A 24,536-nucleotide genomic window follows, 5' to 3' on the forward strand; every position below is an offset into this window, starting at 1 on the left:
AGGGGCGCGGGGGGTTCTAGTAAAACAGGCGGGCGAGGTCGAGCGTCGAGGCCCGCCCGACCGTCGGGCCCTGATTGCGCAGCCAGTCCTGGCCATGTTCCCGGCCGCTCTCGTGCAGTCGCTCGAAAAAGGGCAGATTGACCGCCAGTTTGCTCTCGGGTGGCAGCGTCTGCAGCAACTCGTCGGCGGTGACAGCGTGAAAGCGGATGGCGCCGATCCGTTTTTCGAAGCGGCTGGTCTGCAGCCAGCGCGGCAGCCAGCGCGAGTGGGGTTCCTGTTCGATCTGGTCGCGGACGTGGGCGAACATTCGCATCTCGCGCAGGAAGGTCGCGTTGAAGGCCAGTTCGCGTAGGCGCAGCTTGATGTCGGAGGCCGATTCCGGGGTTTCGGCATAGTGCAGCGGGGTGAGCAGGACGAGCAGGATGTCGCCGGTGGTGCACTCGTAAAAGAGCGGGAAAACCGCCGGATTGGCGCTGTAACCGCCATCCCAGTAAGGCTCACCGTCGATCAAGATGCTCCGGTGGATGGTCGGCAGGCAGGCCGAGGCGAGCAGGGCGTCGATCGACAGTTCGGGGTTGCGGAAAATGCGCAGCTTGCCCGAATTGGCGTGGGTCGCGGCGATGAAGACCTTGATCGGGCTATGGCGCTGGAGGGCGGCGAAGTCGATCTGCGCGGTGATGATGTCGCGCAATGGATTGAGGTCAAAGGGGTTGAGTTGCTCCGGCGACAGATGGTCGGTCCATTGCAGCATCAGCTTCAGGCCCGGCGCCATGGTGCTGCCGTCGCCGCCCTGCTGGAAGGGCGAGCTTTCGGCGACTGCGGTCCAGAAGCGGCGCAGCGCGGCGCGCGCCCCTTCCTTGCCACCGTCCATCAGGCCCTGGGCCAGGCAGATGGCGTTCATCGCCCCTGCGCTGGTGCCGCTGACCCCTTCAACGTCGAACCGTCCGTCTTCGAGCAGGGCATCGAGTACGCCCCAAGTGAAGGCGCCGTGAGCGCCACCACCTTGCAGCGCGAGATTGATTCCGGGCATCTTCGTTTCTCCTGTTGCCTTGAGTCTAACCGGGCAAGTCGGCAATGGCTTCGATAATCGGGCCTGGGGTGACTGCGGTCGGGTGCTGGAAGGGGTTGCCCTGGACCAGCACGATGGCCGCCGTCGGGGCGGCGGCAAAGGCGAAGAGGAGGACGGCGAGCAAGGCGGCGCGCGGCTTGTCGAGATGGACGACGGCGACCGAAAGCAGAGTCAGGAAACCGAGAAAGGCCATGCCCAGCCATTTCAGCGGATTGACGTGGGTCTGGCTGAGGCCGATGCGCAGATCGCGTTCGTCGCGGATTTCGACGGCCTTGCGCAACATCAGCGCCTGGACGTTGTCGCCAGCGCTGTTCGCCACCGCCTTGCCGGCGAGCAGGGTAAGCAGCGCATCGGCCAGACGGGCGACTTCCGGGCTCGATCGGCGGGCGGCCAGCATCGGCCATTCGTCGGCGCTGGCCCGGCCGTAGGCGACGAGCGTCGTGCGCAGTTCGTCACGCAGGGGTTTGGCCAGTTGTTCGGAAAGGACCGCGATACTACGCAGCGAGTCGGCCTCCTTGAATACCGCGTTCATCGCCCGATCGTGGGCGCTCCAGGTGTCGTTGGCGAGAAAGGCCAGGGTCAGGCCGAAGAGGACGCCGATGATGTTGATGAAGGGCGGCGCGACCCCCTGCCAGGCAGCCATTTGCCCGGCCCAGCGCGGGCGCTGCATGATGCGGTGGACGGCGATGACGGCGAGAAAGGTGCCGACCACGGCCAACGCGGCATAGCCGTAGTGGTCGTAGGTCTGCCAGTCGTTGGGGAGCATGGTCGTCTTGTCCGTTCGTTGTTTTCCCGGGATTTCGGACACAGTCTGGGATATCGCCCATCCCATCGTCAATTGCTAATCGCATTGTGTGGCGGACAAAAAAAGCCCGGCGACGCCGGGCAAAATGGAGAGAGTTTTTTTGGTGGAGCGCCGGGTTCAGCCCATGGCCGGCCGGTAGATGCCGGTCGGGAACCGGAGCAGGGGGGCGACAAAGGGAATCTCGCGGAGGTGGGCCGGCGGCTCCGAAAAGCCGAGGTCGGCGGCGAAATAGGCGGAAGAAAGGCTGAGCAGGTTGCTCAGGATGTGATCGCCAGTCGGGGCGATCAGTAGCGGTCTCAAGGACATCGGAGGCTCACGGCAGCTGGTGGAATAGCCGCAGCTTAGCGCTCCGATGTGACAGCCATATGAATTAGCGGATGGTTTTGACGCCTTCGCTGGTGCCGAGTAGCAGGAGGTTGGCCGGACGCAGCGCGAACAGGCCGTTGGTGACGACGCCGGTGATCTGGTTGATCTGCGCTTCCAGGCCCTTGGGGTCGGTGATGGCGAGGCCCTTGACGTCGAGGATCAGGTTGCCGTTGTCGGTCACGAAGCCTTCGCGCAGCACCGGGGTGCCGCCCAGTTTGGCCAGTTCGCGGGCGACGTGGGCGCGGGCCATGGGGATGACTTCGACCGGCAGCGGGAACTTGCCCATGGTGTCGACCAGCTTCGAGCCGTCGCAAATGCAGACGAAGGTGTCGGCCACGGCGGCGACGATCTTCTCGCGCGTCAGCGCGCCGCCGCCGCCCTTGATCATGTTGAGGCCGGCGTCGATCTCGTCGGCGCCATCGACATAGACCGGGATGTGCTCGACGTCGTTGAGATCGAACACGGCAATGCCGTGGTCTTCCAGGCGCTTGCGGGTGGCCTCGGAGCTGGCGACGGCGCCCTTGTACCTGTCCTTGAGCGGGGCCAGCGCATCGATGAAGAAATTGGCCGTCGAGCCGGTGCCGACGCCGATGATGCTGCCGGACGGTGCGTTGGCCGCCACGTAATCGGCGGCAGCCTGGGCTACGGCCTGCTTGAGTTCGTCCTGGGTCATGGGGATGCTCCTGAATGGGGATGGGCGCATTTTACCCTGTCAAAAAAGTTTAACTTTGGCGCTGCGCCAAATCGCTAAACTGCGCATACCGTTTACAGGGAGAAGATGATGACCGTACAAAAAAAGAGAAGCCCCGCTGCCAAACCCGCGGCCAAGCCGGTCGCCAAGGCTGACGCGGCACCGAAGCCGGCGCCGAAGCTGATTCCGCGTACAGCACCGAAAGCAGCGGTCAAGACGCCGGAAGTACCGGTTACGCCAGCACCGCCGGTCGTCGAGCCGAAGGTGGCGCCAGCCGCTGCAGCCAAGGTCGCGACGCCGGCGACTGCTGCCGCAACAGCCAAGGCGCGTCCGCCGCGCAAGCCGTCGCGGGTCGATGAGACTGTTGCCAAGCACCAGGCCGCGCTCGCCGATGCGTTGGTCAAGGCGCAAGCCATCAAGTACGACCAGCCGAAAGTCATGCAGCCGGCCAAAAAGGCGGACAAGCCGGCCAAGGTCAGGAAGGCCAAGCTGGTCCGCGACAGCTTCGCGATGCCGGAAGCCGAGTACGCCAGGATCGGTGAACTCAAGAAGCGGCTGGCGGCGCTCGGGGCCGAGGCCAAGAAGAGCGAGCTGCTGCGCGGCGGCATCGCCGTGCTGGCGGCCTTGAACGACGCCGAACTGAAGGCGGTGATGGGGCGTGTCGAGCGGATCAAGACCGGCCGCCCGAATAAGGACGCCAAAAAGTAAGCAGCAGTCGCGATTGTTACAGCCCGTCATTTGGCTGTAACAATCGCCGGGTAATCTGCACTTGTTGTCATTCCCAACTGTGTGCAGGAGTTACCCATGTTCAAGCAATCCAAGCTCGTTTCCGCCCTGGCTGTGGCCGGCGTCGCCCTTTTTGGCGCCTCGGCAGTTCAGGCGCAGGTCGTCAAGATCGACGGTTCCTCCACTGTCTACCCGATCACCGAAGCGGTCGCCGAAGAATTCCAGAAAGCCAAGAAGAACGCCATCAAGGTGACGGTCGGCATTTCCGGTACCGGCGGCGGCTTCAAGAAGTTCTGCCGCGGCGAAACCGATATTTCCAACGCCTCGCGCCCGATCCTGAAAAAGGAAATGGATGCCTGCAAGGAAACCGGCGTCCAGTACGTCGAACTACCGGTCGCCTTCGATGCGCTGACCGTGGTCACCAACCCGAAGAACGCCTTCCTCAAGCAGATCACCGTCGATGAACTGAAGCTGATGTGGGAACCGGCCGCCCAGGGCAAGATCACCAAGTGGAACCAGGTCAATCCGGCCTGGCCCGATGCGCCGATCAAGCTGTTCGGCGCCGGCGCCGATTCCGGCACCTTCGACTATTTCACCGAAGCCGTGGTCGGCAAGGCCAAGTCCTCGCGCGGCGATTACACCGCTTCCGAAGACGACAACGTGCTGGTCCAGGGCGTCTCCCGCGACGTCAATGCCATCGGCTATTTCGGCTATGCCTATTACGCCGAGAACACCGCCAAGCTGAAGGCCGTGCCGATCGTCGAGAAGGCTGGCAAGCCGGCCGTCCTGCCCTCCGAAGAGAGCGTCCTGAAGGGCACCTACCAGCCGCTGTCGCGCCCGATCTTCATCTATGTCAATGCCAAGTCGCTCGACAAGCCCGAAGTCAAGGAATTCCTCGAGTACTACATGAAGGACGGCGCCAAGCTGACCAAGGAAGTTAAGTACGTGCCGCTGCCGGCCAAGGCCTACACGGTCAATCTCGAGCACATCGCCAAGAAGAAGCTCGGCACCGTGTTCGGCGGTACCGCCGAGGTCGGCATCACCATCGAAGAGCTGCAAAAGCGCGAAGCCAAGATCTGATCGTTCAACAAAAACAGCTTTCGCTCAAAAAGCCTGGTTCCTGACGGGGCCGGGCTTTTATCATAGGGAATTCTTCAAGTGAATTCACAAGCCATGTCTGCAAACAACACTTCTGGCCTGCATCGGGTCAGTGATCGTCTGGCTTACAACGCCATGCGCCACTGGAAGGAGCGCCTGATCGAGGCGATCCTGCTGGCCGCCGCTGCCGTTTCCGTCCTGACGACCCTGGGCATCGTCTATGTCCTGGTTTCCGAGTCGGTCGCCTTCTTCTCGCAGGTCAGCATCGTCGATTTTCTGACCGACACCCAATGGACGCCGCTCTTCGACGACGCCCACTTCGGGATCATGGTGCTTGTTTCCGGCACTCTGGTTTCCTCTCTTGTCGCCCTGCTGGTGGCGATCCCGATGGGCACCATCATCGCCATCTACCTGTCCGAATTCGCCGACTCGCGCGTCCGTGAGGCGGCCAAGCCGATTCTCGAACTGCTGGGCGGCATCCCGACCATCGTTTTCGGCTACTTCGCCCTGCTCGTCGTGACCCCGCTGCTGCAGATGATCTTTCCGGAACTGCCGGGCTTCTCGCTGCTCTCCGCCGGCCTGGTGATGGGAATCATGATCGTCCCCTACATCGCATCGCTGTCCGAAGATGCCATGCGCGCCGTGCCGATGAGCATGCGCGAAGGCGCCTATGCGATGGGTTCGACCAAGCTCTACACGGCGGTTCACGTCGTCGTTCCGGCCGCCGTATCGGGCCTGGCCGCTTCCTACATCCTGGGCATTTCCCGTGCCGTCGGCGAGACGATGATTCTCGCCGTCGCCGCCGGCATGCAGCCCAACCTGACCTGGAACCCGATGGAACCGGCCGCCACCATCACCTCCTACATCGTGCAGGTGGCACTGGGCGACCTGCCGCACGGCTCGATCGGCTACCAGACCATCTTCGCCGCCGGCCTGACCCTGTTGCTGATCACCCTGGTCTTCAACATCCTCGGCCAGTGGCTGCGCGCCAAATACCGCGAGGCCTACTGATGAAACCGCTGACCACCGAAGAAATCCGCGCCGTCATCGCGCGCGGCAAGCTCAAGGACAACATCTTCAAGGCGACCGGGATTTTCTGCCTGTCGCTGGCCCTGATCGTGATCGTGGCCTTGATCGCCGACATGGTGATCAAGGGTTCAGAGCGCTTCACGCTCGACTTTTTCCTCAATTTCGCCTCGCGCCGGGCGACGCAGGCCGGCATCCTCTCGGCCTGGGTCGGCTCGCTGCTGGTCATGCTGGTCACGGCGCTGGCAGCCGTCCCGCTCGGCGTCGCCGCCGGGCTGTACCTCGAGGAATACGCCAAGCGCAACTGGCTGACCAACGTCATCGAGATCAACATCAGCAACCTGGCGGCGGTGCCTTCCATCGTCTATGGCCTGCTGGCGCTCGGCATCTTCGTCTATCAGTTCGGTTTCGGGCAGAGCATCCTCTCCGCCGGTCTGACCCTGGCCCTGCTGATCCTGCCGATCATCATCGTGTCGACCCGCGAAGCGATCCGCGCCATTCCGGCGATGATCCGCGAAGGCTCGATGGCGGTCGGCGCGACGCGCTGGCAGACCTGCCGCTACCACATCATCCCCTACGCCATGCCCGGCATCCTGACCGGCGTCATCATCGGCCTCGCCCGGGCGATCGGTGAAACGGCACCGATCATCACCATTGGTGCCCTGACCTTCATCGCCTTCCTGCCGCCGGCGCCGATGTCTACGCTCGGCGACGGTTCGACTGCCGGTCTCTTCGACTGGGTGATGGCGCCCTTCACGGTGATGCCGATCCAGATCTTCAACTGGACCTCGCGCCCCGACCCGGCCTTCGAAGTCAACGCCGCCGCCGCCGGCTTCGTGCTGATGGCCATGGTCCTCTCGATGAACGCCGTCGCCATCTACCTGCGCTACAAGATGCGCAAGAACATCAAGTGGTAAAAGGAATAAACATGCAAATTCACGACAACCCGACGCTCAAGGCCGAAGCCCGCAACCTGAACTTCTTTTATGGCGAGGCCAAGGCGCTCAAGAACATCAACATGCCGATCTACGACAAGAAGGTGACCGCTCTGATCGGTCCTTCCGGTTGTGGCAAATCGACCTACCTGCGCAGCTTCAACCGCATGCATGACCTCTACCCGGGCAACCGCTACGAGGGCGAGATCCGTTTCTTCCCGGACAACACCAACCTGCTGTCGCCGGAAGTCGATCCGATCGAAGTCCGGATGCGCATTGGCATGGTCTTCCAGAAGCCGAACCCGTTCCCCAAGTCGATCTACGAGAACGTCGCCTACGGCCTGCGCGTGCGCGGCGAAAGCAACCGCCGCGTGCTCGATGACAAGGTCGAGCACGCCCTGCGCGGCGCGGCGATCTGGGATGAGGTCAAGGACCGCCTGCAGGAACTGGCCTCCAATCTGTCCGGCGGTCAGCAACAGCGCCTGTGCATCGCCCGCGCCCTGGCTACCGACCCCGAACTGCTGCTCTTCGACGAGCCGACTTCGGCCCTCGACCCGATCGCCACGGCGGCCATCGAGGAACTGGTGCACGAACTGAAGAAGCGCGTCACCATCCTGATCGTCACCCACAACATGCAGCAGGCGGCCCGGGTTTCCGACTACACCGCCTACATGTTCCTCGGCGAAATGATCGAGTTCGGCAAGACCGACGAGATTTTTATCAAGCCGCAGGATAAACGGACCGAGGATTACATCACCGGCCGCATGGGCTAACGAGGAGAATGACAATGAACGAAAGCCAACACCTATCCAGCCAGTTCGACGAAGACCTCAGCCGCCTGCGCACCCACGTCCTGCAAATGGGCGGGATGGTCGAAACCCAGGTCTCCGCCGCCATCGACGCCTATACCACTGGCGAAGTGGCGAGCGTCAAATCGATCGTCGAGACCGACCGCAAGGTCAATGAGCTCGAGAAGGCGATCGACGACGACTGCGCCCACATCATCGCCAAGCGTCAGCCGACCGCCTCCGACCTGCGCTTGGTGCTCGGCATCAGCAAGATCGTCACCGACCTCGAACGGGCCGGCGACGAGGCCAAGAAGATCGCCAAGGGCGTCCGTCGCATCTACGAAGGCGGCCACATGCCGTCGCAGTACGGCGTCGGCATCCGCCACCTGGCCGAAGCGGCGCTGGTCATGGTGCGCCAGGCGCTCGATGCCTTTGCCCGCCTCGATACCGAACTGGCCAAGAGCGTCATCCGTGCCGATACCGATGTCGATACCGAGTTCAAGTCGATCATCCGCCAGCTGATCACCCACATGATGGAAGACCCGCGCACCATCACCACCTCGATCGACATCATCTCGATCGCCCGCGCCATCGAACGGATTGGCGATCACGCCAAGAACGTCTCGGAGCAGGTGATCTACGTCGTCGAAGGCCGCGACATCCGCCATACCAAGGAGATCACCAAGGAGGCCGGCAAGTGACACCGACGATTCTGGTCGTCGAGGACGAACCGGCAATCCAGGAACTGGTCACTATCAACCTCAAGCACGCCGGCTTTCTGGTCGCCCGCGCCGGCAGTGCGGAAGAGGCCGAGTCGGCCATCCGCGCCGCGCTGCCCGACCTGGTGGTGCTCGACTGGATGCTGCCCGGCCAGTCAGGCGTCGCGCTCGCCAAGAAAATCCGCGCCGACGAGCGCAGCCGCGAATTGCCGATCATCATGCTGACCGCCCGCGTTCATGAAGAAGACAAGGTGCAGGGGCTGGAAGCCGGGGCTGACGATTACGTCACCAAGCCCTTCTCGCCCAAGGAGCTGGTCGCCCGCGTCCGTGCCGTGCTGCGTCGCCGCGCCCCGCACCTGGCCGGCGAAGCGGTCGAGGTCGGCGATCTGGCGCTCAACCCGGCGACCCACCGCGTGCTCGCCGGCGGCCAGCCGATCGAACTGGGACCGACCGAATTCCGCCTGCTCTTCTTCTTCATGACCCATGCCGAGCGCGTCTATACCCGCGCCCAGTTGCTCGATGAAGTATGGGGCGACCATGTCTTCATCGAGGAACGCACGGTCGATGTCCATATCCGCCGCCTGCGCGCCGCCCTGGAGAGCTCGGGCCATCACGAGCGGGTTGAGACCGTGCGTGGCACCGGCTATCGCTTCCGCGGAGCCTGAACGCGGTGTCCGAACAGCTGATCCGGGCGGTCCTGATCGCCCTGCTCGCCGCACTCTTTGCCTTGCCGGTCGGATATTTCGTGGCCCCCTGGATGGGTTGGGCCATTTTCTGCGCCGGCCTCGGCTTGCAGATGGTCTTTCATTTCCGCAATTTCACCCGTCTCGACCAATGGTCGAAGGCGCCGGTCGTCGACAGCAGCCTGGAAGGCGAGGGCGCCTGGGACGGCATCTTCGGCCGGCTCTACCGCCATGAAAAGGATCTGCGCAACCAGATCGCGGTCCGCGACGAGGAAATTTCCCGGGTCATCGCCGCCGTTCAGGCGCTGACCGACGGCGTCGTCTCGCTCGACCTGAACAACCAGATCGTTTTCTGCAACACCACGGCGGAAGCGCAACTCGGCCTCGTCCTGCGCGTCGATCAGGGTCAGCCCATCGTCAATCTGGTGCGCCAACCCGAGTTCGTCGCCTACCTGGACGCCGAAGATTTCTCGCGGCCGCTGACCCTGCGCTCGGAGCGCAGCGAGGATCGCGTGCTCTCGATCTACGTCATTCCCTATGCCGGCAACCGGCGGCTGATGCAGATCAAGGACGTGACGCAGACCGACCGCCTCGACCGCATGCGCCGCGATTTCGTGGCCAACGTCTCGCACGAGTTGCGCACGCCGCTGACCGTGCTCGCCGGTTTTCTCGAAACCCTGCAGGAAATCGAGCTCGACCGTGAGGAGCGTGATCGCTATCTGACGATGATGGCCGAACAGTCCAAGCGCATGGAATCGATCGTCCAGGATCTGCTGACCCTGTCCTCCATCGAGTCGGCGCCGCCGCCGGCCAACGAAGTGGTCGACATGGCGAATCTGATCGACAAGCTGCGCCGCGACGCCGAGGCGCTCTCGGCCGGCCGCCATCGCGTCGTCGTCGAAACCGAGGGGCACAGCGACCTGCGCGGCTCGGAGCCGGAGCTGGTCAGCGCTTTCGGCAATCTGGTGGCCAATGCGGTGCGCTATACGCCGGCCGGCGGTACCGTTTCGATCAGCTGGAAGACTTCGCCCCAAGGCGCCGAATTCGCGGTGCAGGATACCGGCATCGGCATCGACGCCAAGCACATTCCGCGGCTGACCGAACGCTTCTACCGCGTCGACCGCGGGCGTTCGCGCGATGCCGGCGGCACCGGCCTCGGCCTGGCCATCGTCAAGCATTCGCTGAACCGCCACCAGGCGCAACTCAACATCAGGAGCACGCCGGGGGTGGGCAGCCGTTTCGCCTGCAGCTTTCCGGCCAGCCGCGTGGCCGGGGCCTGAGCAACCGGTTCAATCCGGCTCGGGCTTTGCCGTTCAGCCGGCGACCGGCTTCACTTTGCTCGCCGCCAGCTTGGCGCGTTCCCGGGCCTGCTCCACGCAGTCGCCATTGGCGATGGCGACGCCCATGCGGCGCTTCTTGAAGGATTCCGGCTTGCCGAACAGGCGGAGGTCGGTGCGTGGGACGGCCAGCGCCTGCTCGATGCCTTCGAAGGCGATCCCGGCCGCCTCCATGCCGCCGTAAATGACGGCCGAGGCGCCCGCCTCGCGCAGGGCCGTGTCGACCGGCAAGCCGAGAATGGCGCGGGCGTGCAGTTCGAATTCGGAGAAGCGCTGCGAGCACAGCGTGACCAGTCCGGTGTCGTGGGGCCGCGGACTGACTTCGGAGAAACAGACCATGTCGCCCTTGACGAACAATTCGACGCCGAACAGGCCACGGCCGCCGAGATTGCCGGTGACGGCGGCGGCGATGCTCTGGGCGCGCTCCAGCGCAACCGGCGACATCGGATGCGGTTGCCAGGATTCGACATAGTCGCCGGCGACCTGGATGTGGCCGATCGGGTCGCAGAAATAGGTCTGGACGACGCCGTTCTCGTCGCGGGCGCGCACGGTGAGCAAGGTGATTTCGTAATCGAACTCGACGAAACCCTCGACGATGACCCGCCCCTGGTTGACCCGGCCGCCGCTGGCTGCGGTGTCCCAGGCCGCCTGCACGTCCTGGGGTCCCTTGAGCAGCGACTGACCCTTGCCGGAAGACGACATCACCGGCTTGACGATGCACGGATAGCCGATGTCGCTGTCGATCGCCATCTGCAGTTCGCGCAGCGAGTCGGCGAAGCGGTAGGGCGAGGTCGGCAGGCCGAGGGTCTCGGCCGCCAGCCGGCGGATACCTTCGCGGTTCATCGTCAGCTTGGTGGCGCGGGCGGTCGGGATGACCTCGGCCAGACCTTCGGCTTCGATCCTGACCAGCATGTCGGTGGCGATGGCTTCGATTTCCGGCACGATCAGGTGCGGTTTTTCCAGTTCGACCAGGCGGTGCAGGGCGGCGCCGTCGGTCATCGAAATAACGTGGGAACGGTGGGCGACCTGGTGGCCGGGCGCATTTTCATAGCGGTCGACGGCGATCACTTCGACGCCGAGGCGTTGCAAGGCGATGATCACCTCCTTGCCGAGTTCGCCGGCGCCGAGAAGCATGACGCGCAGGGCGCCGGGGGAAAGCGGGGTGCCGATTTTCATGAGGACTCCTGAAGTGTCCAAGCCGGTTGCACAAGCGATGGTGTTGCCGTACCGCGTCGAGCGGCCCACTTAATTAAGATTGGGTAGGCAGGGGGGCGCTATCTCGCTACAATGAAATAACATTATAACTAAAGTGGTATCACCACCGTGCTCAGGACATTCCTCGGCTACGGGCTGTGGCTGGTCAGTCTGCTGGTCGCCGCGCCCGCCGCTGGACAAGAGGTCGCTCCGCTGCGTCTTGCCGTGCATCCTTACGCCAGCACGCTGGCCCTGATCAATACCCATCGGCCGTTGCAACAATACTTGGCGGCTCGCTTGGGCCGGCCCGTCGAGTTCTACACGGCGCCCAATTTCGACGGTTTTGTCGATGCGCTGCTCGCCGGCAGCTACGACATCGCGATCAGTCCGCCGCATTTTGCCGTGATGGCGATGGACAAGGACTACGTGCCGCTGGTGCATTACCGGTCGCGACTGGAACCGCTACTGGTCGTCCGTTCGGCCAGCCCGATTCGTCAGCCGGCGGATTTTCGCGGCAAGCAGATTGCAATGGCCGACCGGACATCTTTCATTCGTCTGGTTGCGGTCAAGTGGCTGGCCGACAACGGCCTGATTGCCGGTCGCGACTACCAGATCGTCGAACGTCCGAGTCACGGCGCGACGGTAGCAGCCACTGCGGCCGGCGAGGTAGATGCCGGTCTGGCGACCGCAACGGCGCTCAAACAGTTGCCGTCCGACCTCCAGCAGCAGGTGCGCATCATCAATACCGGGCAGCGCTTTCCGCATCTGTTCACGATGGCGCATCGCCGACTCGGCGAGCCATTGATTGCGCGGCTGAAGAGCGCGCTGCTCGCCTTCCCGGAGACCGACGAAGGTCGGCAGTTCATGGAAAAAAGCGCCTATCTCGGCTATGAGGCGATTTCCGCTGAAGAAATCAGCGTCATGAAACCCTATGTCGAGACTTACCGGCGGATGGACGACCGTCGCTGATGGCGTTGTCCTTCAAACGATCCCTGCGCTTTCGCCTGCTCTTTGTCAGCCTGCTGATCGTGGCCGTGATGCTGGCGGTCCTGGTCGGCAACAGTGCCCGCCTGATCAGCCAGCACCTGACGCACCAGGCCGAAGTCCGCATCCAGGCCATCGAGCTGGCCTACAAGACGGCACTGGCGGTGCCGCTGGCCTCCCGCGACTATCCGACCCTGCGCGACATTCTCGAGGGCTGGAAAGGGGCCGAGGATATCCGCTATCTCGCGGTCGCCGACAACCAGGGGAAGGTGCTGGTCGCCGTCGGCTGGGATCCGGCCAAGCCCCTGCCCGAGCCGTCGGCCCTCAGTGCCGGCAGCGAGGTCATCCATGTCGCTTTCCCGGTCGAATACCAGGGGGCGTATTACGGGCGCGTGCACTACGGACTTTCCTCTGACTTCCTGCGCGATGCCCGGGCAGCGCTGTTCAAGCAGAGCGTCAGCATCGCCCTGATCGAATTGAGCCTCACCTTCCTGTTGCTGCTGCTTACCGGCTACTGGCTGACCCGTGGCTTCTCGGCGCTGACCCACGCCAGCGAGCGGATCGGCCAGGGCGATTACGCGGTTCGGGTGGCGCTCCACGGCGACGATGAAATCACGGCCGTCGGCCGCAGCTTCAATGCCATGGCGGCCGGCGTCGAGGAGCGGATTGGACAGCTCGCCGAGAGCGAACAGCGTTTCCGCGCCATCGCCGACTATACCTATGGCTGGGAGAGCTGGTTCGGTGCGGATGGTCACTTGCGCTGGGTAAATCCGGCGGTCGAGCGGATGACCGGCTACGCCGTACGCGATTGCATGGCGATGGCGGATTTCCCGTTGCCACTGGTGCATCCCGCCGACCGCGACCTGCTGCGCCGCCACCAGGAACAGGCGCTGGCCGGGCGGACCGGACAGGATCTCGAGTTCCGGGTGCTGACCCGCGACGGCCGCAGCTTGTGGGTAGCGATGGCCTGGCAGCCGATCTTCGGCAACCAGGGCGAGAGCCTCGGTTATCGGGCGAGTATCCGCGACATCTCGCTGCAACACAGTGCCAACGAAGAACTGCTTTACGCAGCGGCGCACGATGCGCTGACCGGACTGAACAATCGCCGCGCCTTCGAAGACGAGCTGGCCCGCGAACTGGCCGCCTTCGGCTCGGCCAGCGGGCCGCTGATTGTTTTTTACATCGACCTCGACCAGTTCAAGGTGATCAACGACAGCTGTGGTCACTCGGCTGGTGACGCCTTCCTGCAGCATCTGGCACGCCTCATGGAGGCGCGCTTCTCGTTCGGCTTCCTGGCCCGCCTGGGCGGCGACGAATTCGGCATGATCCTGGCCGGCATCGAGCTCGATGAAGCCGAGCGCCGTGCCCAGCACATCATCGACGACATCCGGACCCTGCCTTTTGTCTGGGAAGGGCGTTCCTTCCGGATCGGCGCCAGTATCGGCATCGCCGTCGCCTCGCCGCAGATCGCCAGTGGCACCGACCTGCTGATCGCCGCCGATACCGCCTGTTACGCCGCCAAGGAGCGCGGCCGCAATCGTGCCCAGGTCTTCATCCCGGACGATCAGTACTTCCGCGAGCGCAAGGCGGATTTCCTCTCGTTGACGCAAATTTCGGACGCCCTGGCGCGCAACCGGCTGCTGCTTTACGGTCAGCGTATCGTGCCGCTGCACGACGGCGTCGAGCCTTATGCCGAAGTGCTGGTTCGCATGCATGGCGACGATGGCAGCATCATCCCGCCCGGCCGCTTCATTCCGGCCGCCGAGCGCTACGGCATGATGCCGCTGATCGATCGCTGGGTGATCGACGCCACCTGTGCCCGGATCGCCGCCTGGCAGGCCGAGGGGCTGAGCGCGCCGCGCCTGCACATCAACCTTTCCGGCCTGACGCTCGCCGATCCCGGTCTCGAGGAATATATCGAGTTCGTCTTCCGCGAGTATGGCATCCAGCCGCAGCGGGTCGGCTTCGAGATCACCGAAAGCTGCGCCATCGCCCAGCTCGACATGGCGCTCGGCTTCATCGAGTTCTGCCGAGAGATCGGCTGCGAACTGGCGCTTGACGATTTCGGCAGCGGCCTGTCGAGCTTCGCTTACCTGAAGCGTTTCAAGGTGCACTCGTTGAAAATCGACGGCATGTTCGTCAAGAATGCCGATAACGACGGCGACGACCGGGCGGTGATCGAAACCATCGTTCGTCTGGCCCAGCACAAGAAGCTGCATACGGTGGCCGAATTCGTCGGTAGCCAGGCCGTGCTCGATACTGTGCGCGCCCTGGGGCGGACTACGGCCAGGGCTTCCATCTGCACGTGCCGGAGCCCCTGGATAACCTGGTGCGTCTGGCGATTGACAAGCAATCCTCCGGCTTACGATAATCCAGGCATCTGCGGGAGAGAGAGTCCTGGATTTCCGGACTCCGCCGAAGGCGCAAACTCCCATAATCGCTCAGGCATGCTGAACCGCAGAAATGATTCGCCGGCTGGAGAGAAGTTGCCTTGGCAACTCACCGAAGGGGCAGGCTCGTAACGGGCTGAAACTCTCAGGTAAAAGGACAGGGGGAGAGGCGTCGCAGAAGCACTCGATTCGAGTCTTCTGATCTTTGACGGAGTCCTCCCGATGTTAGAAAGTCTCGCCCTCGTTTTTCAGCCCCTCGCCACTAAGCAATTCGACCTGCTGCTGGTCGTCTATCTTGTCGCCATCGCCGCCGAAGCCATGTCCGGTGCGCTGGCGGCAGGACGTCGCAACATGGACATCTTCGGGGTGGCCGTGATTGCATTCGTTACCGCTCTTGGCGGTGGAACGATCCGCGATGTGGTCCTCGGCAACTTCCCGATCGGCTGGACGCAACATCCCGAATACGTCTATCTCGTGATCCTGGCAGGTTTGGCGACTACCTTGCTGGCCAGGTTCATGCACCACATGAAAGGCCTCTTCCTGATGCTGGATGCGATGGGCCTGGTTGCCTTCTCGCTGATCGGCTGCAATGTCGCCCTGCAACTGGATTACCCGGTGGTCGTCGTCATCATGGCCGGCATGCTGACCGGGATCTGCGGCGGCATCCTGCGCGACGTGTTGTGCAACCAGGTGCCGGTGGTTTTCTGCCGCGAGCTTTATGCCAGCGTCTCGCTCTTCGTTTGCGCACTTTTTCTTGCATTGCGGTCATTCGGCATCGATGCCGACCTCAATACGCTGGTCTGTTTCATCGTCGGCTTCGGATTTCGCATGCTGGCGCTGCGGTTTGGTTGGAAGCTTCCAACTTTTTCCTACCAGCAGCGATGGGATTAGTGCCAGTGATTTGACCTCCTGTAACCGTCCGGTCATCCGGGCGTCACGAACCCTTCATTGGCGGCCGCTATCCTGCGGTCATGCCCAAGGTCAGATCAGTTTTTCTCTCCGACATCCACCTCGGCACGCGGGCGTGCCAGGCGGATCGCCTGCTCGATTTCCTGCGTGAATACCCGGCCGAACAGACCTATCTGATCGGCGACATCATCGATTTCTGGGCGATGAGCCGCAGCATCCACTGGTCGCCGGCCCAGAACACGGTGGTTCAGAAGCTGCTGCGCCGGGCCCGTCACGGTGATCGCGTCGTCTTCATCCCCGGTAACCATGACGAGGCGCTGCGCGACTATTGCGGCATCGTTTTCGGCGATGTCGAGGTAGTCGACGAACTGATTCACGAAACGGCCGACGGCCGGCGCTTCCTGCTCATTCATGGCGACGTTTTCGATCAGGTGACGCGCCACCACCGCTGGGTGGCGGTGCTCGGCGACAAGGCCTACGACCTGCTGGTCCGCCTCAATCTGCTGCTCTCTTGGGGGCGGCGCAAGCTCGGGCTGTCCGGCTACTGGTCGCTGGCCGGCTACGCCAAGCGCAAGGTCAAGACGGCGCTGAATTTCATCTTCGATTTCGAGGATTCGGCCATTCACCATGCCCGCGAGCGCGGCCTGGATGGCGTCATCTGCGGCCACATCCACTGGGCCACGATCCGCGAGATCGATGGCCTGAGCTACGTCAATTGCGGCGACTGGGTAGATTCCTGCACCGCCATCGTCGAACACTTCGACGGCCGTCTCGAACTGGTCGCCTGGGGCATGCGCAGCATGGTTCCGGCGCTGTCGGCGCCGGTCGTATTACATGCCGAGGTCTGAATGCGTGTCCTGATGGTATCCGATGTCTATTTCCCCAGGGTCAATGGCGTCTCGACCTCGATCGAGACCTTCCGGCGGACGCTGGCCGGGCACGGCATCGAGGTCCGCCTGGTCGTCCCGCGCTATGGCGACGAGCCCGAGGAGGCCGGGGTCGTGCGCGTCGCCGGGCGACCGGTGCCCGGCGACCGCGAGGATCGCCTGGTAGGCTGGCGTGCCATGCATCGCGCCGTGCTCGAAGCGGCGCGAGACTGCGATCTGATCCACATCCAGACGCCCTTCATCGCCCACTATGCCGGGCTCAAGGCGGCGCGCCGCCTCGGCCTGCCGGTGGTGGCGACCTACCACACGCTGTTCGAGGAGTATCTCCAGCACTACGCACCCCTGCTGCCCACCGGGTGGCTCAAGGAGCAGGCGCGGGCCTTCTCGCGTCGCCAGTGCAATGCCCTCGACAGCGTGATCGTGCCGTCGACGGCGATGCGCCAGCGCCTCGATGCCTATGGCGTGAGCGTGCCGCTGCACGTCCTGCCGACCGGCATTCCGACCAGCCGTTTTGCCGGTGGCAACGGCCCAGCCTTCCGTTATCGCCACGGCATCCTGTCGACCCGGCCGGTGGCGCTGTTCGTCGGCCGCGTGGCGCACGAGAAGAACATCGGTTTCCTGCTCGAGGCCTTGACCCATGCCCGCCAGGCCCGGCCCGACCTGCTCTTCGTGGTCGCCGGCGAAGGTCCGGCGATGGCCGATCTGGCCGCCCAGGTCAAGGCGCTCGGGCTGCGCGATGCCGTCCAGTTCATCGGCTACCTCGACCGCAGCAGCGAACTGCCCGACTGTTACGCGGCGGCCGACGTCTTCATTTTCGCCTCGCGCACCGAGACCCAGGGCCTGGTGCTGCTCGAAGCGATGGCGGCCGGCCTGCCGGTGATCGCGCTGTCCGAAATGGGGACGACCGACATCCTGGCGCCGGCGCGCGGGGCAATTTCGCCGCCGGCCGAGGTGCGGGCCTTCGGCGCGGCGCTTGCCGACTTTCTGAATCGGCCCACGGCCTGGCGGCACTTGCGGCGGGAAGCCGCGGCCTATGCCGGGGAATGGTCGGATGGCGCAATGGCGGCTCGCCTGGCCGGGCTCTATCGCAAGCTGGCGGGCCGGGAAAATGTTGCGCCAGTTCCAACAGTCGCCGCGGCGTGATTAAAATGCGGCATGACCGAACGCCTCGAACCGACCTGTAGCCATTGCCGTTACTTCCAGATGCAGGACGCTCAGAACGGCACCTGCCACCGCTTTCCGCCGGTTTTTGCCGGCGAAAGCTCGCCGCGGGAAACGCATCATTGGCGTTTTCCCGCCGTCAGCCCATTCGCGTGGTGCGGCGAATTCCAGCCCCTACCGCAACGCTAGAACAGTTTTGGCGAGATCAGCCGCAGTCCGATCGAAAACCAGTGCTGGTCGGCGATCTGGCCGATCTGGCTGCCATAGGTGGTGTCGACCTGCAGGTGACCGGGCAGTACCCAGTAGCGCAGACCCATCTGGAACAGGGCACTGCCCTTGTCCTGGCCGAAGCTCTCGGCAATCACATAGAGCCGGTCGGTGGTCTGCAACTCGCCGCCGACGCCCCAGGTCAGCCGGCCTTGCCGGGTCTCGCGCTCGTGCACGTGGCCGAGGTTGGTATGGACGACCAGCCGGTCATCGGCCACAGAGAAGCTGAGCGGAATGTAAAAATAGGGTGATCCCGACTGGCCGCTGCCGGGTTGGGTGGCGTAGCCGGCGGCCAGGCCGACGCCCCAGCCGTTGGTTTCAAGCGGCTTGAACAGCGTCTTGCCCTGGACGACCAGGGCGCCGCTCTCCTGATTGCCGTTGGCGTAAGCCAGGGCGCCGCCCAGCGTTATTTCGAAATTGCCGCCCGGATTGCAGGCCGGCAAGGCCCAATATTCGCGCTGGTAGTCATGGAGGTGCAGCCAGGACTCGACCTGGCAGGCACCGGCATCGGTCAGCCGGGCATCGTCGGTGGTCATCGGGCGGGCCGCCTGGGCTGAGGGGGTCAGCATCCCGAGCAGGGCGAACAGCAGGGCGGTGGGATGAATTTTCATGGGCGCGCAATACTAGTCGGCAATTCTGACAATTGGGTGACATCGGCTGTCATCAAAGCTTAGCGCAGGCTGATTACCGTGAGCACTTTCACGGAGATCGCATGCACGAACCCTCGCCGCCCGAACTCGGCCTCGACCCGGCCCATGAGTCGCCCTTCAAGGGCAAGACCGGCCTGCGCCGGGTCTGGAATGCCTTCAACTACTCGATCGCCGGCCTGCAGGCTGCCTATCTCTGCGAGGATGCCTTTCGCCAGGAGGTCCGCCTCGCCGCCCTGCTGATCCCGGCCGCCCTGCTGTTGCCGGTGCCCTGGCTGGGGCGCGGCCTGATGATCGCCAGCGTGCTGCTGGTGCTGGTCGTCGAACTGCTCAACTCGGCCATCGAAGCGGTGGTCGACCGGGTCAGCCTGGAAAACCATCGCCTGGCCAAACGCGCCAAGGATATCGGCAGCGCCGCAGTCCTCGTCTCGCTGCTGATCGTGTTCGTCGTCTGGGGTGGCGTCCTGCTGGAGACTTTCTGATGTCGCTCGCTATCGCCTTCGTCACCGAAACCTTTCCGCCCGAGGTCAATGGCGTGGCAATGACGGTCGGCCGGCTGGTCGGCGGCATGCGCGAACGCGGCCACCGAGTCAGTGTCGTCCGCCCCCGTCAGGGCGAGGCCGATGTCGGCAGCGCGCACGAGTTTCCGGTCCCCGGCCTGCCGCTGCCCGGCTATCCGGGCCTGCGCTTCGGCCTGCCGGCCGGTCGCCAGCTGGTGCGGCGCTGGCGCTTGCAGCGCCCCGATCTAGTCCATGTCGTGACCGAAGGGCCGCTCGGCTGGTCGGCGGTCAGTGCCGCCCGCCAGCTTGGCATTCCGGTGACTTCCGGCTTCCATACCAATTTCGACCGCTACAGCGTGCATTACGGACTGGGCTGGCTGCGCTCGGCGGTCGCCACCTACCTGCGCACCCTGCACCGGCGGACGCGGGCGACCCTGGTGCCGACCGCGGCGCTGGCTGCCGACCTGGCCGGCGCCGGGCTGAGCGGGGTGCGGGTGGTCGGGCGCGGCGTCGATACCGGCCTCTTCGACCCGGCCCGTCGCTCGCCGCAACTGCGCGCCGCGTGGGGCGTACCCGAGGGTGGCTTGGCCTGCCTCTATGTCGGCCGCCTGGCGCCGGAAAAAAACCTGGCGTTGGTCGAGAAAAGTTTTGCCGCGATCCGCAGCGTTTGTCCGGCCGCCCGCATGATCTGGGTCGGCGACGGCCCGGCCGCCATCCGGCTGCGCGCGGCGCATTCCGATCACCATTTCGCTGGGGTGCGGCTGGCTGACGATCTGGCGGCGCATTACGCCAGCGCCGACCTCTTTCTCTTTCCCAGCCTCAGCGAAACCTATGGCAATGTGGTTGCCGAAGCCATGGCCAGCGGCCTGCCGGTGCTTGCCTACCGCAGCGCGGCGGCGGCCGAACTGATCTGCGACGGGGCCAATGGCCAACTGGTGGCCCCCGGCGACGAAGCCAGCTATCTCATGGCCGCCTGCGAGCTGGCGGCCGGTGGGCGGGGGCGGCTGCCCGAACTGGCCATGGCGGCCCGCGAGGCTATGCTGCCGCGCAACTGGGCACTGGTTGTCGAACGCTTCGAGACGGTCGCCCGCGAGGCGATCCTGGCCTGACTCAGCCTCTGTTTGCCCAGCGGCCGAGCACCGCGACGATCGCCTCGCGCGAGAAGGGCTTGGCCAGATAGTCGTCCATGCCGGCGGCCAGGCATTGCTCGCGGTCGCCCTGCATGGCGTTGGCGGTAATCGCGATTACCGGCAGGCGGGCGACTGCGGCGCCCGCCTCGCCGGCGCGCAGGCGGCGGGTGGCCTCGAAGCCGTCCATCACCGGCATTTGGCAATCCATCAGCACCATCTCGAAGGGCGCGGCGAGCAGCTGCTTGAGCGCCTCCTCGCCATTGACGGCAATGCTCACCTGGCAGCCCATTTTTTTCAGGATCGCCGCTGCTACCTGCTGGTTCACCCGATTGTCCTCGACCAGCAGGATGCGCAGGCCGGGCGGGATTGCACCGTCGGCGTCCACCGACGGCGGCGTTTCCGGCACCGGGCTGCGGACGGTGGCGAACGGAATCTGGAAGCGGAAGACGCTGCCGCTACCCGGGCTGGACTCGACCGTGATCCGGCCGCCCATCAGTTCGACCAGGCGCTTGCAGATCGAGAGGCCGAGGCCGGTGCCGCCGAACTGGCGGGTGGTTGAGGCATCGCCCTGGAAGAAGGGCGAGAAGAGGTTGGCGACGACGGCCGGCTCCATGCCGATGCCGGTATCGCGGATCGTGAAGCTGACCTGGACCCGGTCGGCGCTGGGTTTGCTGGTGATCTCGATATGGACGCTGCCGGCATGGGTGAACTTCAGGGCATTGCCGACCAGGTTAAGCAGGATCTGGCGCAGCCGGCCGGGATCGCCGAGCAGATGAGCTGGCAGATCGGGGGCGCAGGCGCTGGTCAGCGCGATGTCCTTGAGGTCGGCCTGGTGCCTGAGCAGGACGATGATTTCGGCGAGCAGGGCGGCCGGCGAAAAGACGATGGACTCGAGTTCGAGGCGGCCGGCCTCGACCTTGGAGAAGTCGAGAATGTCGTTGATCAGGCTGAGCAGGCCATCGGCGCTGTGGCGGATGGTGCTGGCGAAATCCCGCTGTTCGGCGCTCAGGGGGCTGCCGAGCAGCAGATCGGTCATGCCGATCACACCGTTCATCGGGGTCCGGATTTCGTGGCTCATGTTGGCCAGGAAGCTGCTCTTCGCCTGGCTTGCCGCCTCGGCAGCCCGCCGCGCCTCGTCGAGCTGCTCGAGGGCATGCATGCGCTCGAGGAAGGCCCCGGCCCAGCGCGCCAGCATGCGGACGAATTCGAGGTCGGAGGGGTCGAAGTCGTGATCGCGACCGGTGGTCGAGGAAAAGTTGATGGTCCCGAAGACCTCTCCGTTCACGTGGATTGGCGCCCCCAGGTAGGCCGCCAGATTGAATTCGCGGAAGCAGGGATGGAGCTGGAATTCGGAGGTCGCAGCATTGGGGATGGCAAGCAGTTCGCCCAGCTCGAGGGTGGTACTGCAATAGGTGATGCCCAGTTCGATTCGTTCATGATCGACCAGGGTTTGCGCCGGCGATACCTGGACCTCGATCTCGTAAGAGCCGGCCGTCCGGTCGATATGGCTGACGATGCCGTATTCGAGATGGAGGTGGTCGACGGCGACCTGTAAGGCGGCGCGCAGGGTCTCGCGCGGTTCGAGCGCGGTCAGCGCGACAATATCGTTGAGAGCGCGCAGGGCGGCCAGTTGGCGATGCAGCTGGATGGCCTGCAGGCGCTGTTCAGTGATGTCGAGTTTGACCGCAACATAGTGGGTGATCTGGCCGTTGTTTTCGCGGATCGGGGCGATGATGGCGCGTTCGTGATAGCTCGAGCCATCCTTGCGCAGGTTGAAGAACTCGCCTTCCCAGATCCCGCCGGCGGTCAGCGTTTGCCACATCGCGGCATAGGTTTCCTTGGGCGTCAGCCCGGACTGCAGGAAGCGCGGGTTCTGGCCGATCACTTCCTCCGGGGCGTAGCCCGTGGTGCGGAAAAATTGCGGATTGACGTATTCGATGGCCGGTTCGAGATTGGTGATCACGATGCTTGTCGGGCTTTGCTCGACGGCCTGCGACAGGCGGCGGATCAGACTGTCGCGGCGACGTTCCGCGGAAACGTCCTCGAACACCCCGACATAATTGATCAGCTTGCCCTTGCTGTCGCGGACGACGGAAATGGTCAGCCATTCCTCGATCAGGCTCGAATCCTTGCGCCGATTGACGATTTCGCCGCGCCAGAGGTCGTTGGCCTCGAGCTCGCGCCACATCGCCTTGTAAAAATCGGCATCGTGCAGGCCGGAGGCGAACAGGTTGGGATTCCGTCCAATCAACTCGGCGCTGCGGTAGCCAGTGACTTCTTCCAGGCGTGGATTGACCGCCACCACGCGACGTTCGGCATCGGTGATGATGACGCCGTTGGTGCTGTGTTCGAAGACCCGCGCCGCGAGTTGCCGTTCTTTCTGCATCTGCGCCTCGGCGCGCAGTCCGTTGCGGACGCGGGCGATCAGCAGGCTGCTCAGCAGCAACAGGACAAACAGGGCGAGGCCGACGGTGCTCAGGGTCTGGCGGGTCTCGGCCTGCCATTTGGCGAGCGCCTTGTCGCGGTCGACATGGACCATGACGAAGAGCGGGTAGCTGCGCGAGGTACGGAAAGCCGTCAGCATCGGACGCTGGCGCTCGTGGTCGTCGGCGATGCTGCCGATTTCCTCGTCCTGCACGGTCCGTAGCTGGGCGCTGTCGATATGCCGGGTGCCTGGGGCCAGATCGTCGCGCGACGAGAGCACGATCCGCCCGTCGTAGCTGATGACCTCGACCAGGGTCAGGTCCGGGTCGATGTGGCGGGCGAAATGATTCAGGAAATAGTCCGGGTTGAGGCTGGCCAGCAGCTTCAGGCGCTGACCATTGACGGCTTGTTCGCGGACGACCGGGACGAAGCTGGCGGCGTCGGGAGGAATGGCCTGCTCCGCCGTCGACGGCTGGCCGTCTGCAATGTCGTGGCCCGACCAGGCTGGGCCGAGGCGCAGGAAATTGCCGGCCGAGAGTCCTTCCGGTCGGGGCTGGAATTCGTCGGTCACGATGGTCTTGCCGAGATTGGCCGGATTGGAGCTGGCGAACAGGCGCCCGTCGTGGTCGGCGACCGACAGCGAGCGCAGGAAGAACAGGCGGCGCTGGACCTGCTCCAGCTGGCTGGTGGCCTGTTCCGGAGTGACCGGCGCGCTTTGTCCGTGAGGCAGGAAATCGATCGCCTCCGGCAGGCTCTGCAGGGTCAGGTTGGTCAGGTTCAGCGTCTGGGTCAGTTGGTCCTCGAAGACGCGGGCCTGCGCTTCAGCTTCCTGCAGATGACGGGCCAGGGTTTCCTGGCGCAGGCTGTAGATGTTCGAGAGGGTGCCGGCGACGACTGAGACGACGAGCAGGATCTGCAGGCCGATCAGCAGTTTGGTGAAGCCCCGGGCCGGACGATTCGCCACCGGCTGGCGCTCAGTCGAGGACGGCAATGGTCAGCAGGCCGTGGCGCTCGGCGGCGGCTTTCAGCTCGCCGTTGCGCTTGACCCCGGCGACGAACTGCTCGACGCGGGCATGCCAGCGATCGTCACCGGGGCGCATGGCATAGGCGTAGGGAGTGATGTGGTAGGTGGCGTCGGGCTTGACCAGGCGGGCCCAGTCGGTGGTCTTCAGCATCCGCTGGCTGTAGGGGAAGTCGGTCATGAAGACGTCGGCGCGGCCGGATTCGACTTCCTGCTCGCGGGCATGCGGCGTGTCGAGCACGCGCAGGGTGCCAGCTTTCAGCTTTCCCTTCATCACCGGCTCATGCAAGGTGCCCTTGGCGACCGCGACCACTGTCCCGGCCTTGTCGATGTCGCTCCATGTCCTGATGCGCCGGCTGCTCTTGGTGGTGATGGCGTAGATGTCGCTGGCCAGATGGGGCTTGGTGAAACGCAGCTTTTCCTGTCGTTGTGGCGTGATGCCGATGGCGAACATGGCGATGTCGCAGCGGTCTTCGCTGACATCGGCGATCAGCCGGGCAAACGAGCTGTCGACAAATTCGACGCGGGCGCCGAGGTCGCGGCCGAGGGCCCTGGCCATGTCGATGTCGATGCCGGAGAGTTGCTGGGTCTTCGGGTCGCGATAGCTGATGCCGAAATAGTCGGGCCAGATGCAGACGCGCACGGCCTGGCTGGCGGCGATATGATCGAGAACACTTTCTTCGCCGCTGGCTGCCAGCGGAATGGCGAGGAGCGACAGGGCGAGCAGTGTCAGGCGCGGCATGGTATCCCTTAGGACTTCGGCGATAATTTTTGGCCGC

Annotated in this window: 23 protein-coding genes, 1 pseudogene and 1 riboswitch; of the genes and pseudogenes, 16 read left to right on the forward strand and 8 right to left on the reverse strand. The window is 64.3% G+C overall.

Annotation, left to right across the window (positions count from 1 at the left end; all coding sequences use genetic code 11):
- Window positions 1–16 precede the first annotated feature (16 nt).
- The 4 genes from NQE15_RS06035 to rpiA all read right to left on the reverse strand — a co-directional run bounded on the left by NQE15_RS06035 (window position 17) and on the right by rpiA (window position 2,913).
- Window positions 17–1,030 carry a patatin-like phospholipase family protein gene (locus tag NQE15_RS06035; RefSeq protein WP_265947493.1) on the reverse strand — a complete coding sequence of 338 codons (1,014 nt, stop codon included), beginning with the start codon at window positions 1,028–1,030 and terminating at the stop codon, window positions 17–19.
- A 25-nt stretch (window positions 1,031–1,055) separates the two neighbouring features.
- Window positions 1,056–1,835, reverse strand: coding sequence for a DUF4239 domain-containing protein (locus tag NQE15_RS06040; protein WP_265947495.1), 780 nt, complete (start codon window positions 1,833–1,835; stop codon window positions 1,056–1,058).
- 156 nt (window positions 1,836–1,991) lie between these two features.
- Window positions 1,992–2,180: a hypothetical protein gene (locus NQE15_RS06045; protein ID WP_265947497.1), complete on the reverse strand. Its 189-nt coding sequence runs from the start codon at window positions 2,178–2,180 to the stop codon at window positions 1,992–1,994.
- Between the two features lie 64 nt (window positions 2,181–2,244).
- Window positions 2,245–2,913, reverse strand: a complete 669-nt coding sequence (gene rpiA / locus NQE15_RS06050) for a ribose-5-phosphate isomerase RpiA (protein WP_265947498.1) — start codon at window positions 2,911–2,913, stop codon at window positions 2,245–2,247.
- A 108-nt stretch (window positions 2,914–3,021) separates the two neighbouring features.
- Here rpiA and NQE15_RS06055 point away from each other — a divergent pair, with 108 nt between their 5' ends.
- From NQE15_RS06055 to phoR, 8 genes are all read left to right on the forward strand, one after another.
- Entirely contained in the window at window positions 3,022–3,639 is a 618-nt protein-coding gene (locus NQE15_RS06055) for a hypothetical protein (protein ID WP_265947500.1), read from the forward strand.
- Between the two features lie 96 nt (window positions 3,640–3,735).
- The gene (locus tag NQE15_RS06060) at window positions 3,736–4,737 is read left to right on the forward strand and encodes a PstS family phosphate ABC transporter substrate-binding protein (protein WP_265947502.1); all 1,002 of its coding nucleotides are present in this window, start codon (window positions 3,736–3,738) and stop codon (window positions 4,735–4,737) included.
- Between the two features lie 93 nt (window positions 4,738–4,830).
- Window positions 4,831–5,766 (forward strand): phosphate ABC transporter permease subunit PstC, encoded by a 936-nt coding sequence (gene pstC, locus NQE15_RS06065; RefSeq protein ID WP_265947504.1) that lies wholly within the window; start codon window positions 4,831–4,833, stop codon window positions 5,764–5,766.
- Window positions 5,766–6,698: a phosphate ABC transporter permease PstA gene (gene pstA, locus NQE15_RS06070; protein WP_265947506.1), complete on the forward strand. Its 933-nt coding sequence runs from the start codon at window positions 5,766–5,768 to the stop codon at window positions 6,696–6,698. Before pstC ends, pstA begins: the two co-directional genes overlap by 1 nt.
- Window positions 6,699–6,709: 11 nt before the next feature.
- Window positions 6,710–7,489 (forward strand): phosphate ABC transporter ATP-binding protein PstB, encoded by a 780-nt coding sequence (pstB, locus tag NQE15_RS06075; protein ID WP_265947508.1) that lies wholly within the window; start codon window positions 6,710–6,712, stop codon window positions 7,487–7,489.
- 14 nt (window positions 7,490–7,503) lie between these two features.
- A complete protein-coding gene (gene phoU / locus NQE15_RS06080; RefSeq protein WP_265947510.1) occupies window positions 7,504–8,205 on the forward strand; it encodes a phosphate signaling complex protein PhoU in 702 nt (233 codons plus the stop codon).
- Window positions 8,202–8,888, forward strand: a complete 687-nt coding sequence (gene phoB / locus NQE15_RS06085; RefSeq protein ID WP_265947512.1) for a phosphate regulon transcriptional regulator PhoB — start codon at window positions 8,202–8,204, stop codon at window positions 8,886–8,888. Before phoU ends, phoB begins: the two co-directional genes overlap by 4 nt.
- Window positions 8,889–8,893: 5 nt before the next feature.
- Window positions 8,894–10,186, forward strand: a complete 1,293-nt coding sequence (gene phoR / locus NQE15_RS06090; protein WP_265947514.1) for a phosphate regulon sensor histidine kinase PhoR — start codon at window positions 8,894–8,896, stop codon at window positions 10,184–10,186.
- A gap of 33 nt (window positions 10,187–10,219) precedes the next feature.
- Here the strand turns inward: phoR and purT are convergent, their stop codons facing one another.
- Window positions 10,220–11,419, reverse strand: a complete 1,200-nt coding sequence (purT, locus tag NQE15_RS06095) for a formate-dependent phosphoribosylglycinamide formyltransferase (protein WP_265947517.1) — start codon at window positions 11,417–11,419, stop codon at window positions 10,220–10,222.
- 147 nt (window positions 11,420–11,566) lie between these two features.
- Between purT and NQE15_RS06100 the strand changes: the two genes are divergently transcribed.
- The 6 genes and pseudogenes from NQE15_RS06100 to NQE15_RS06125 all read left to right on the forward strand — a co-directional run bounded on the left by NQE15_RS06100 (window position 11,567) and on the right by NQE15_RS06125 (window position 17,957).
- Entirely contained in the window at window positions 11,567–12,406 is an 840-nt protein-coding gene (locus NQE15_RS06100) for a phosphate/phosphite/phosphonate ABC transporter substrate-binding protein (RefSeq protein WP_265947518.1), read from the forward strand.
- A 68-nt stretch (window positions 12,407–12,474) separates the two neighbouring features.
- Window positions 12,475–14,637, forward strand: a pseudogene (locus NQE15_RS24025) (EAL domain-containing protein); the annotation flags it as partial.
- Window positions 14,638–14,794: 157 nt separating this feature from the next.
- Window positions 14,795–14,889: riboswitch (glycine riboswitch) on the forward strand.
- Window positions 14,890–15,033: 144 nt separating this feature from the next.
- The gene (locus NQE15_RS06110) at window positions 15,034–15,702 is read left to right on the forward strand and encodes a trimeric intracellular cation channel family protein (protein ID WP_265947522.1); all 669 of its coding nucleotides are present in this window, start codon (window positions 15,034–15,036) and stop codon (window positions 15,700–15,702) included.
- Window positions 15,703–15,782: 80 nt separating this feature from the next.
- Entirely contained in the window at window positions 15,783–16,568 is a 786-nt protein-coding gene (locus NQE15_RS06115) for a UDP-2,3-diacylglucosamine diphosphatase (RefSeq protein WP_265947525.1), read from the forward strand.
- Window positions 16,569–17,750 carry a glycosyltransferase gene (locus NQE15_RS06120; protein WP_265947527.1) on the forward strand — a complete coding sequence of 394 codons (1,182 nt, stop codon included), beginning with the start codon at window positions 16,569–16,571 and terminating at the stop codon, window positions 17,748–17,750.
- Between the two features lie 12 nt (window positions 17,751–17,762).
- Window positions 17,763–17,957, forward strand: a complete 195-nt coding sequence (locus NQE15_RS06125) for a hypothetical protein (RefSeq protein ID WP_265947529.1) — start codon at window positions 17,763–17,765, stop codon at window positions 17,955–17,957.
- Here the strand turns inward: NQE15_RS06125 and NQE15_RS06130 are convergent.
- Window positions 17,954–18,646 carry a hypothetical protein gene (locus NQE15_RS06130; RefSeq protein WP_265947531.1) on the reverse strand — a complete coding sequence of 231 codons (693 nt, stop codon included), beginning with the start codon at window positions 18,644–18,646 and terminating at the stop codon, window positions 17,954–17,956. The genes NQE15_RS06125 and NQE15_RS06130 overlap by 4 nt on opposite strands.
- Before the next feature lie 101 nt (window positions 18,647–18,747).
- Here NQE15_RS06130 and NQE15_RS06135 point away from each other — a divergent pair, with 101 nt between their 5' ends.
- A complete protein-coding gene (locus tag NQE15_RS06135; protein WP_265947533.1) occupies window positions 18,748–19,164 on the forward strand; it encodes a diacylglycerol kinase in 417 nt (138 codons plus the stop codon).
- On the forward strand, window positions 19,164–20,291 hold the full coding sequence (locus NQE15_RS06140) for a glycosyltransferase family 4 protein (RefSeq protein ID WP_265947535.1): 1,128 nt from the start codon (window positions 19,164–19,166) through the stop codon (window positions 20,289–20,291). The genes NQE15_RS06135 and NQE15_RS06140 overlap by 1 nt, the downstream gene beginning before the upstream one ends.
- Before the next feature lies 1 nt (window position 20,292).
- Here the strand turns inward: NQE15_RS06140 and NQE15_RS06145 are convergent, their stop codons facing one another.
- Entirely contained in the window at window positions 20,293–23,700 is a 3,408-nt protein-coding gene (locus tag NQE15_RS06145) for a PAS domain S-box protein (protein ID WP_265947537.1), read from the reverse strand.
- A gap of 10 nt (window positions 23,701–23,710) precedes the next feature.
- The gene (locus tag NQE15_RS06150) at window positions 23,711–24,499 is read right to left on the reverse strand and encodes a substrate-binding periplasmic protein (RefSeq protein ID WP_265947539.1); all 789 of its coding nucleotides are present in this window, start codon (window positions 24,497–24,499) and stop codon (window positions 23,711–23,713) included.
- Window positions 24,500–24,536: the final 37 nt, after the last annotated feature.

This window comes from Dechloromonas sp. A34 (genome assembly GCF_026261605.1).
GTDB lineage: Bacteria > Pseudomonadota > Gammaproteobacteria > Burkholderiales > Rhodocyclaceae > Azonexus.

Coding starts and splice junctions, on each gene's coding strand:
- NQE15_RS06045 (WP_265947497.1), bottom strand. CDS start 2,180: ATGTCCTTGAGACCGCTACTGATCGCCCCGACTGGCGATCACATCCTG.
- NQE15_RS06140 (WP_265947535.1), top strand. CDS start 19,164: ATGTCGCTCGCTATCGCCTTCGTCACCGAAACCTTTCCGCCCGAGGTC.
- NQE15_RS06125 (WP_265947529.1), top strand. CDS start 17,763: ATGACCGAACGCCTCGAACCGACCTGTAGCCATTGCCGTTACTTCCAG.
- NQE15_RS06120 (WP_265947527.1), top strand. CDS start 16,569: ATGCGTGTCCTGATGGTATCCGATGTCTATTTCCCCAGGGTCAATGGC.
- NQE15_RS06040 (WP_265947495.1), bottom strand. CDS start 1,835: ATGCTCCCCAACGACTGGCAGACCTACGACCACTACGGCTATGCCGCG.
- rpiA (WP_265947498.1), bottom strand. CDS start 2,913: ATGACCCAGGACGAACTCAAGCAGGCCGTAGCCCAGGCTGCCGCCGAT.
- pstC (WP_265947504.1), top strand. CDS start 4,831: ATGTCTGCAAACAACACTTCTGGCCTGCATCGGGTCAGTGATCGTCTG.
- phoU (WP_265947510.1), top strand. CDS start 7,504: ATGAACGAAAGCCAACACCTATCCAGCCAGTTCGACGAAGACCTCAGC.
- NQE15_RS06115 (WP_265947525.1), top strand. CDS start 15,783: ATGCCCAAGGTCAGATCAGTTTTTCTCTCCGACATCCACCTCGGCACG.
- NQE15_RS06110 (WP_265947522.1), top strand. CDS start 15,034: ATGTTAGAAAGTCTCGCCCTCGTTTTTCAGCCCCTCGCCACTAAGCAA.
- NQE15_RS06130 (WP_265947531.1), bottom strand. CDS start 18,646: ATGAAAATTCATCCCACCGCCCTGCTGTTCGCCCTGCTCGGGATGCTG.
- NQE15_RS06135 (WP_265947533.1), top strand. CDS start 18,748: ATGCACGAACCCTCGCCGCCCGAACTCGGCCTCGACCCGGCCCATGAG.
- NQE15_RS06150 (WP_265947539.1), bottom strand. CDS start 24,499: ATGCCGCGCCTGACACTGCTCGCCCTGTCGCTCCTCGCCATTCCGCTG.
- purT (WP_265947517.1), bottom strand. CDS start 11,419: ATGAAAATCGGCACCCCGCTTTCCCCCGGCGCCCTGCGCGTCATGCTT.
- NQE15_RS06035 (WP_265947493.1), bottom strand. CDS start 1,030: ATGCCCGGAATCAATCTCGCGCTGCAAGGTGGTGGCGCTCACGGCGCC.
- NQE15_RS06055 (WP_265947500.1), top strand. CDS start 3,022: ATGACCGTACAAAAAAAGAGAAGCCCCGCTGCCAAACCCGCGGCCAAG.
- pstB (WP_265947508.1), top strand. CDS start 6,710: ATGCAAATTCACGACAACCCGACGCTCAAGGCCGAAGCCCGCAACCTG.
- pstA (WP_265947506.1), top strand. CDS start 5,766: ATGAAACCGCTGACCACCGAAGAAATCCGCGCCGTCATCGCGCGCGGC.
- NQE15_RS06060 (WP_265947502.1), top strand. CDS start 3,736: ATGTTCAAGCAATCCAAGCTCGTTTCCGCCCTGGCTGTGGCCGGCGTC.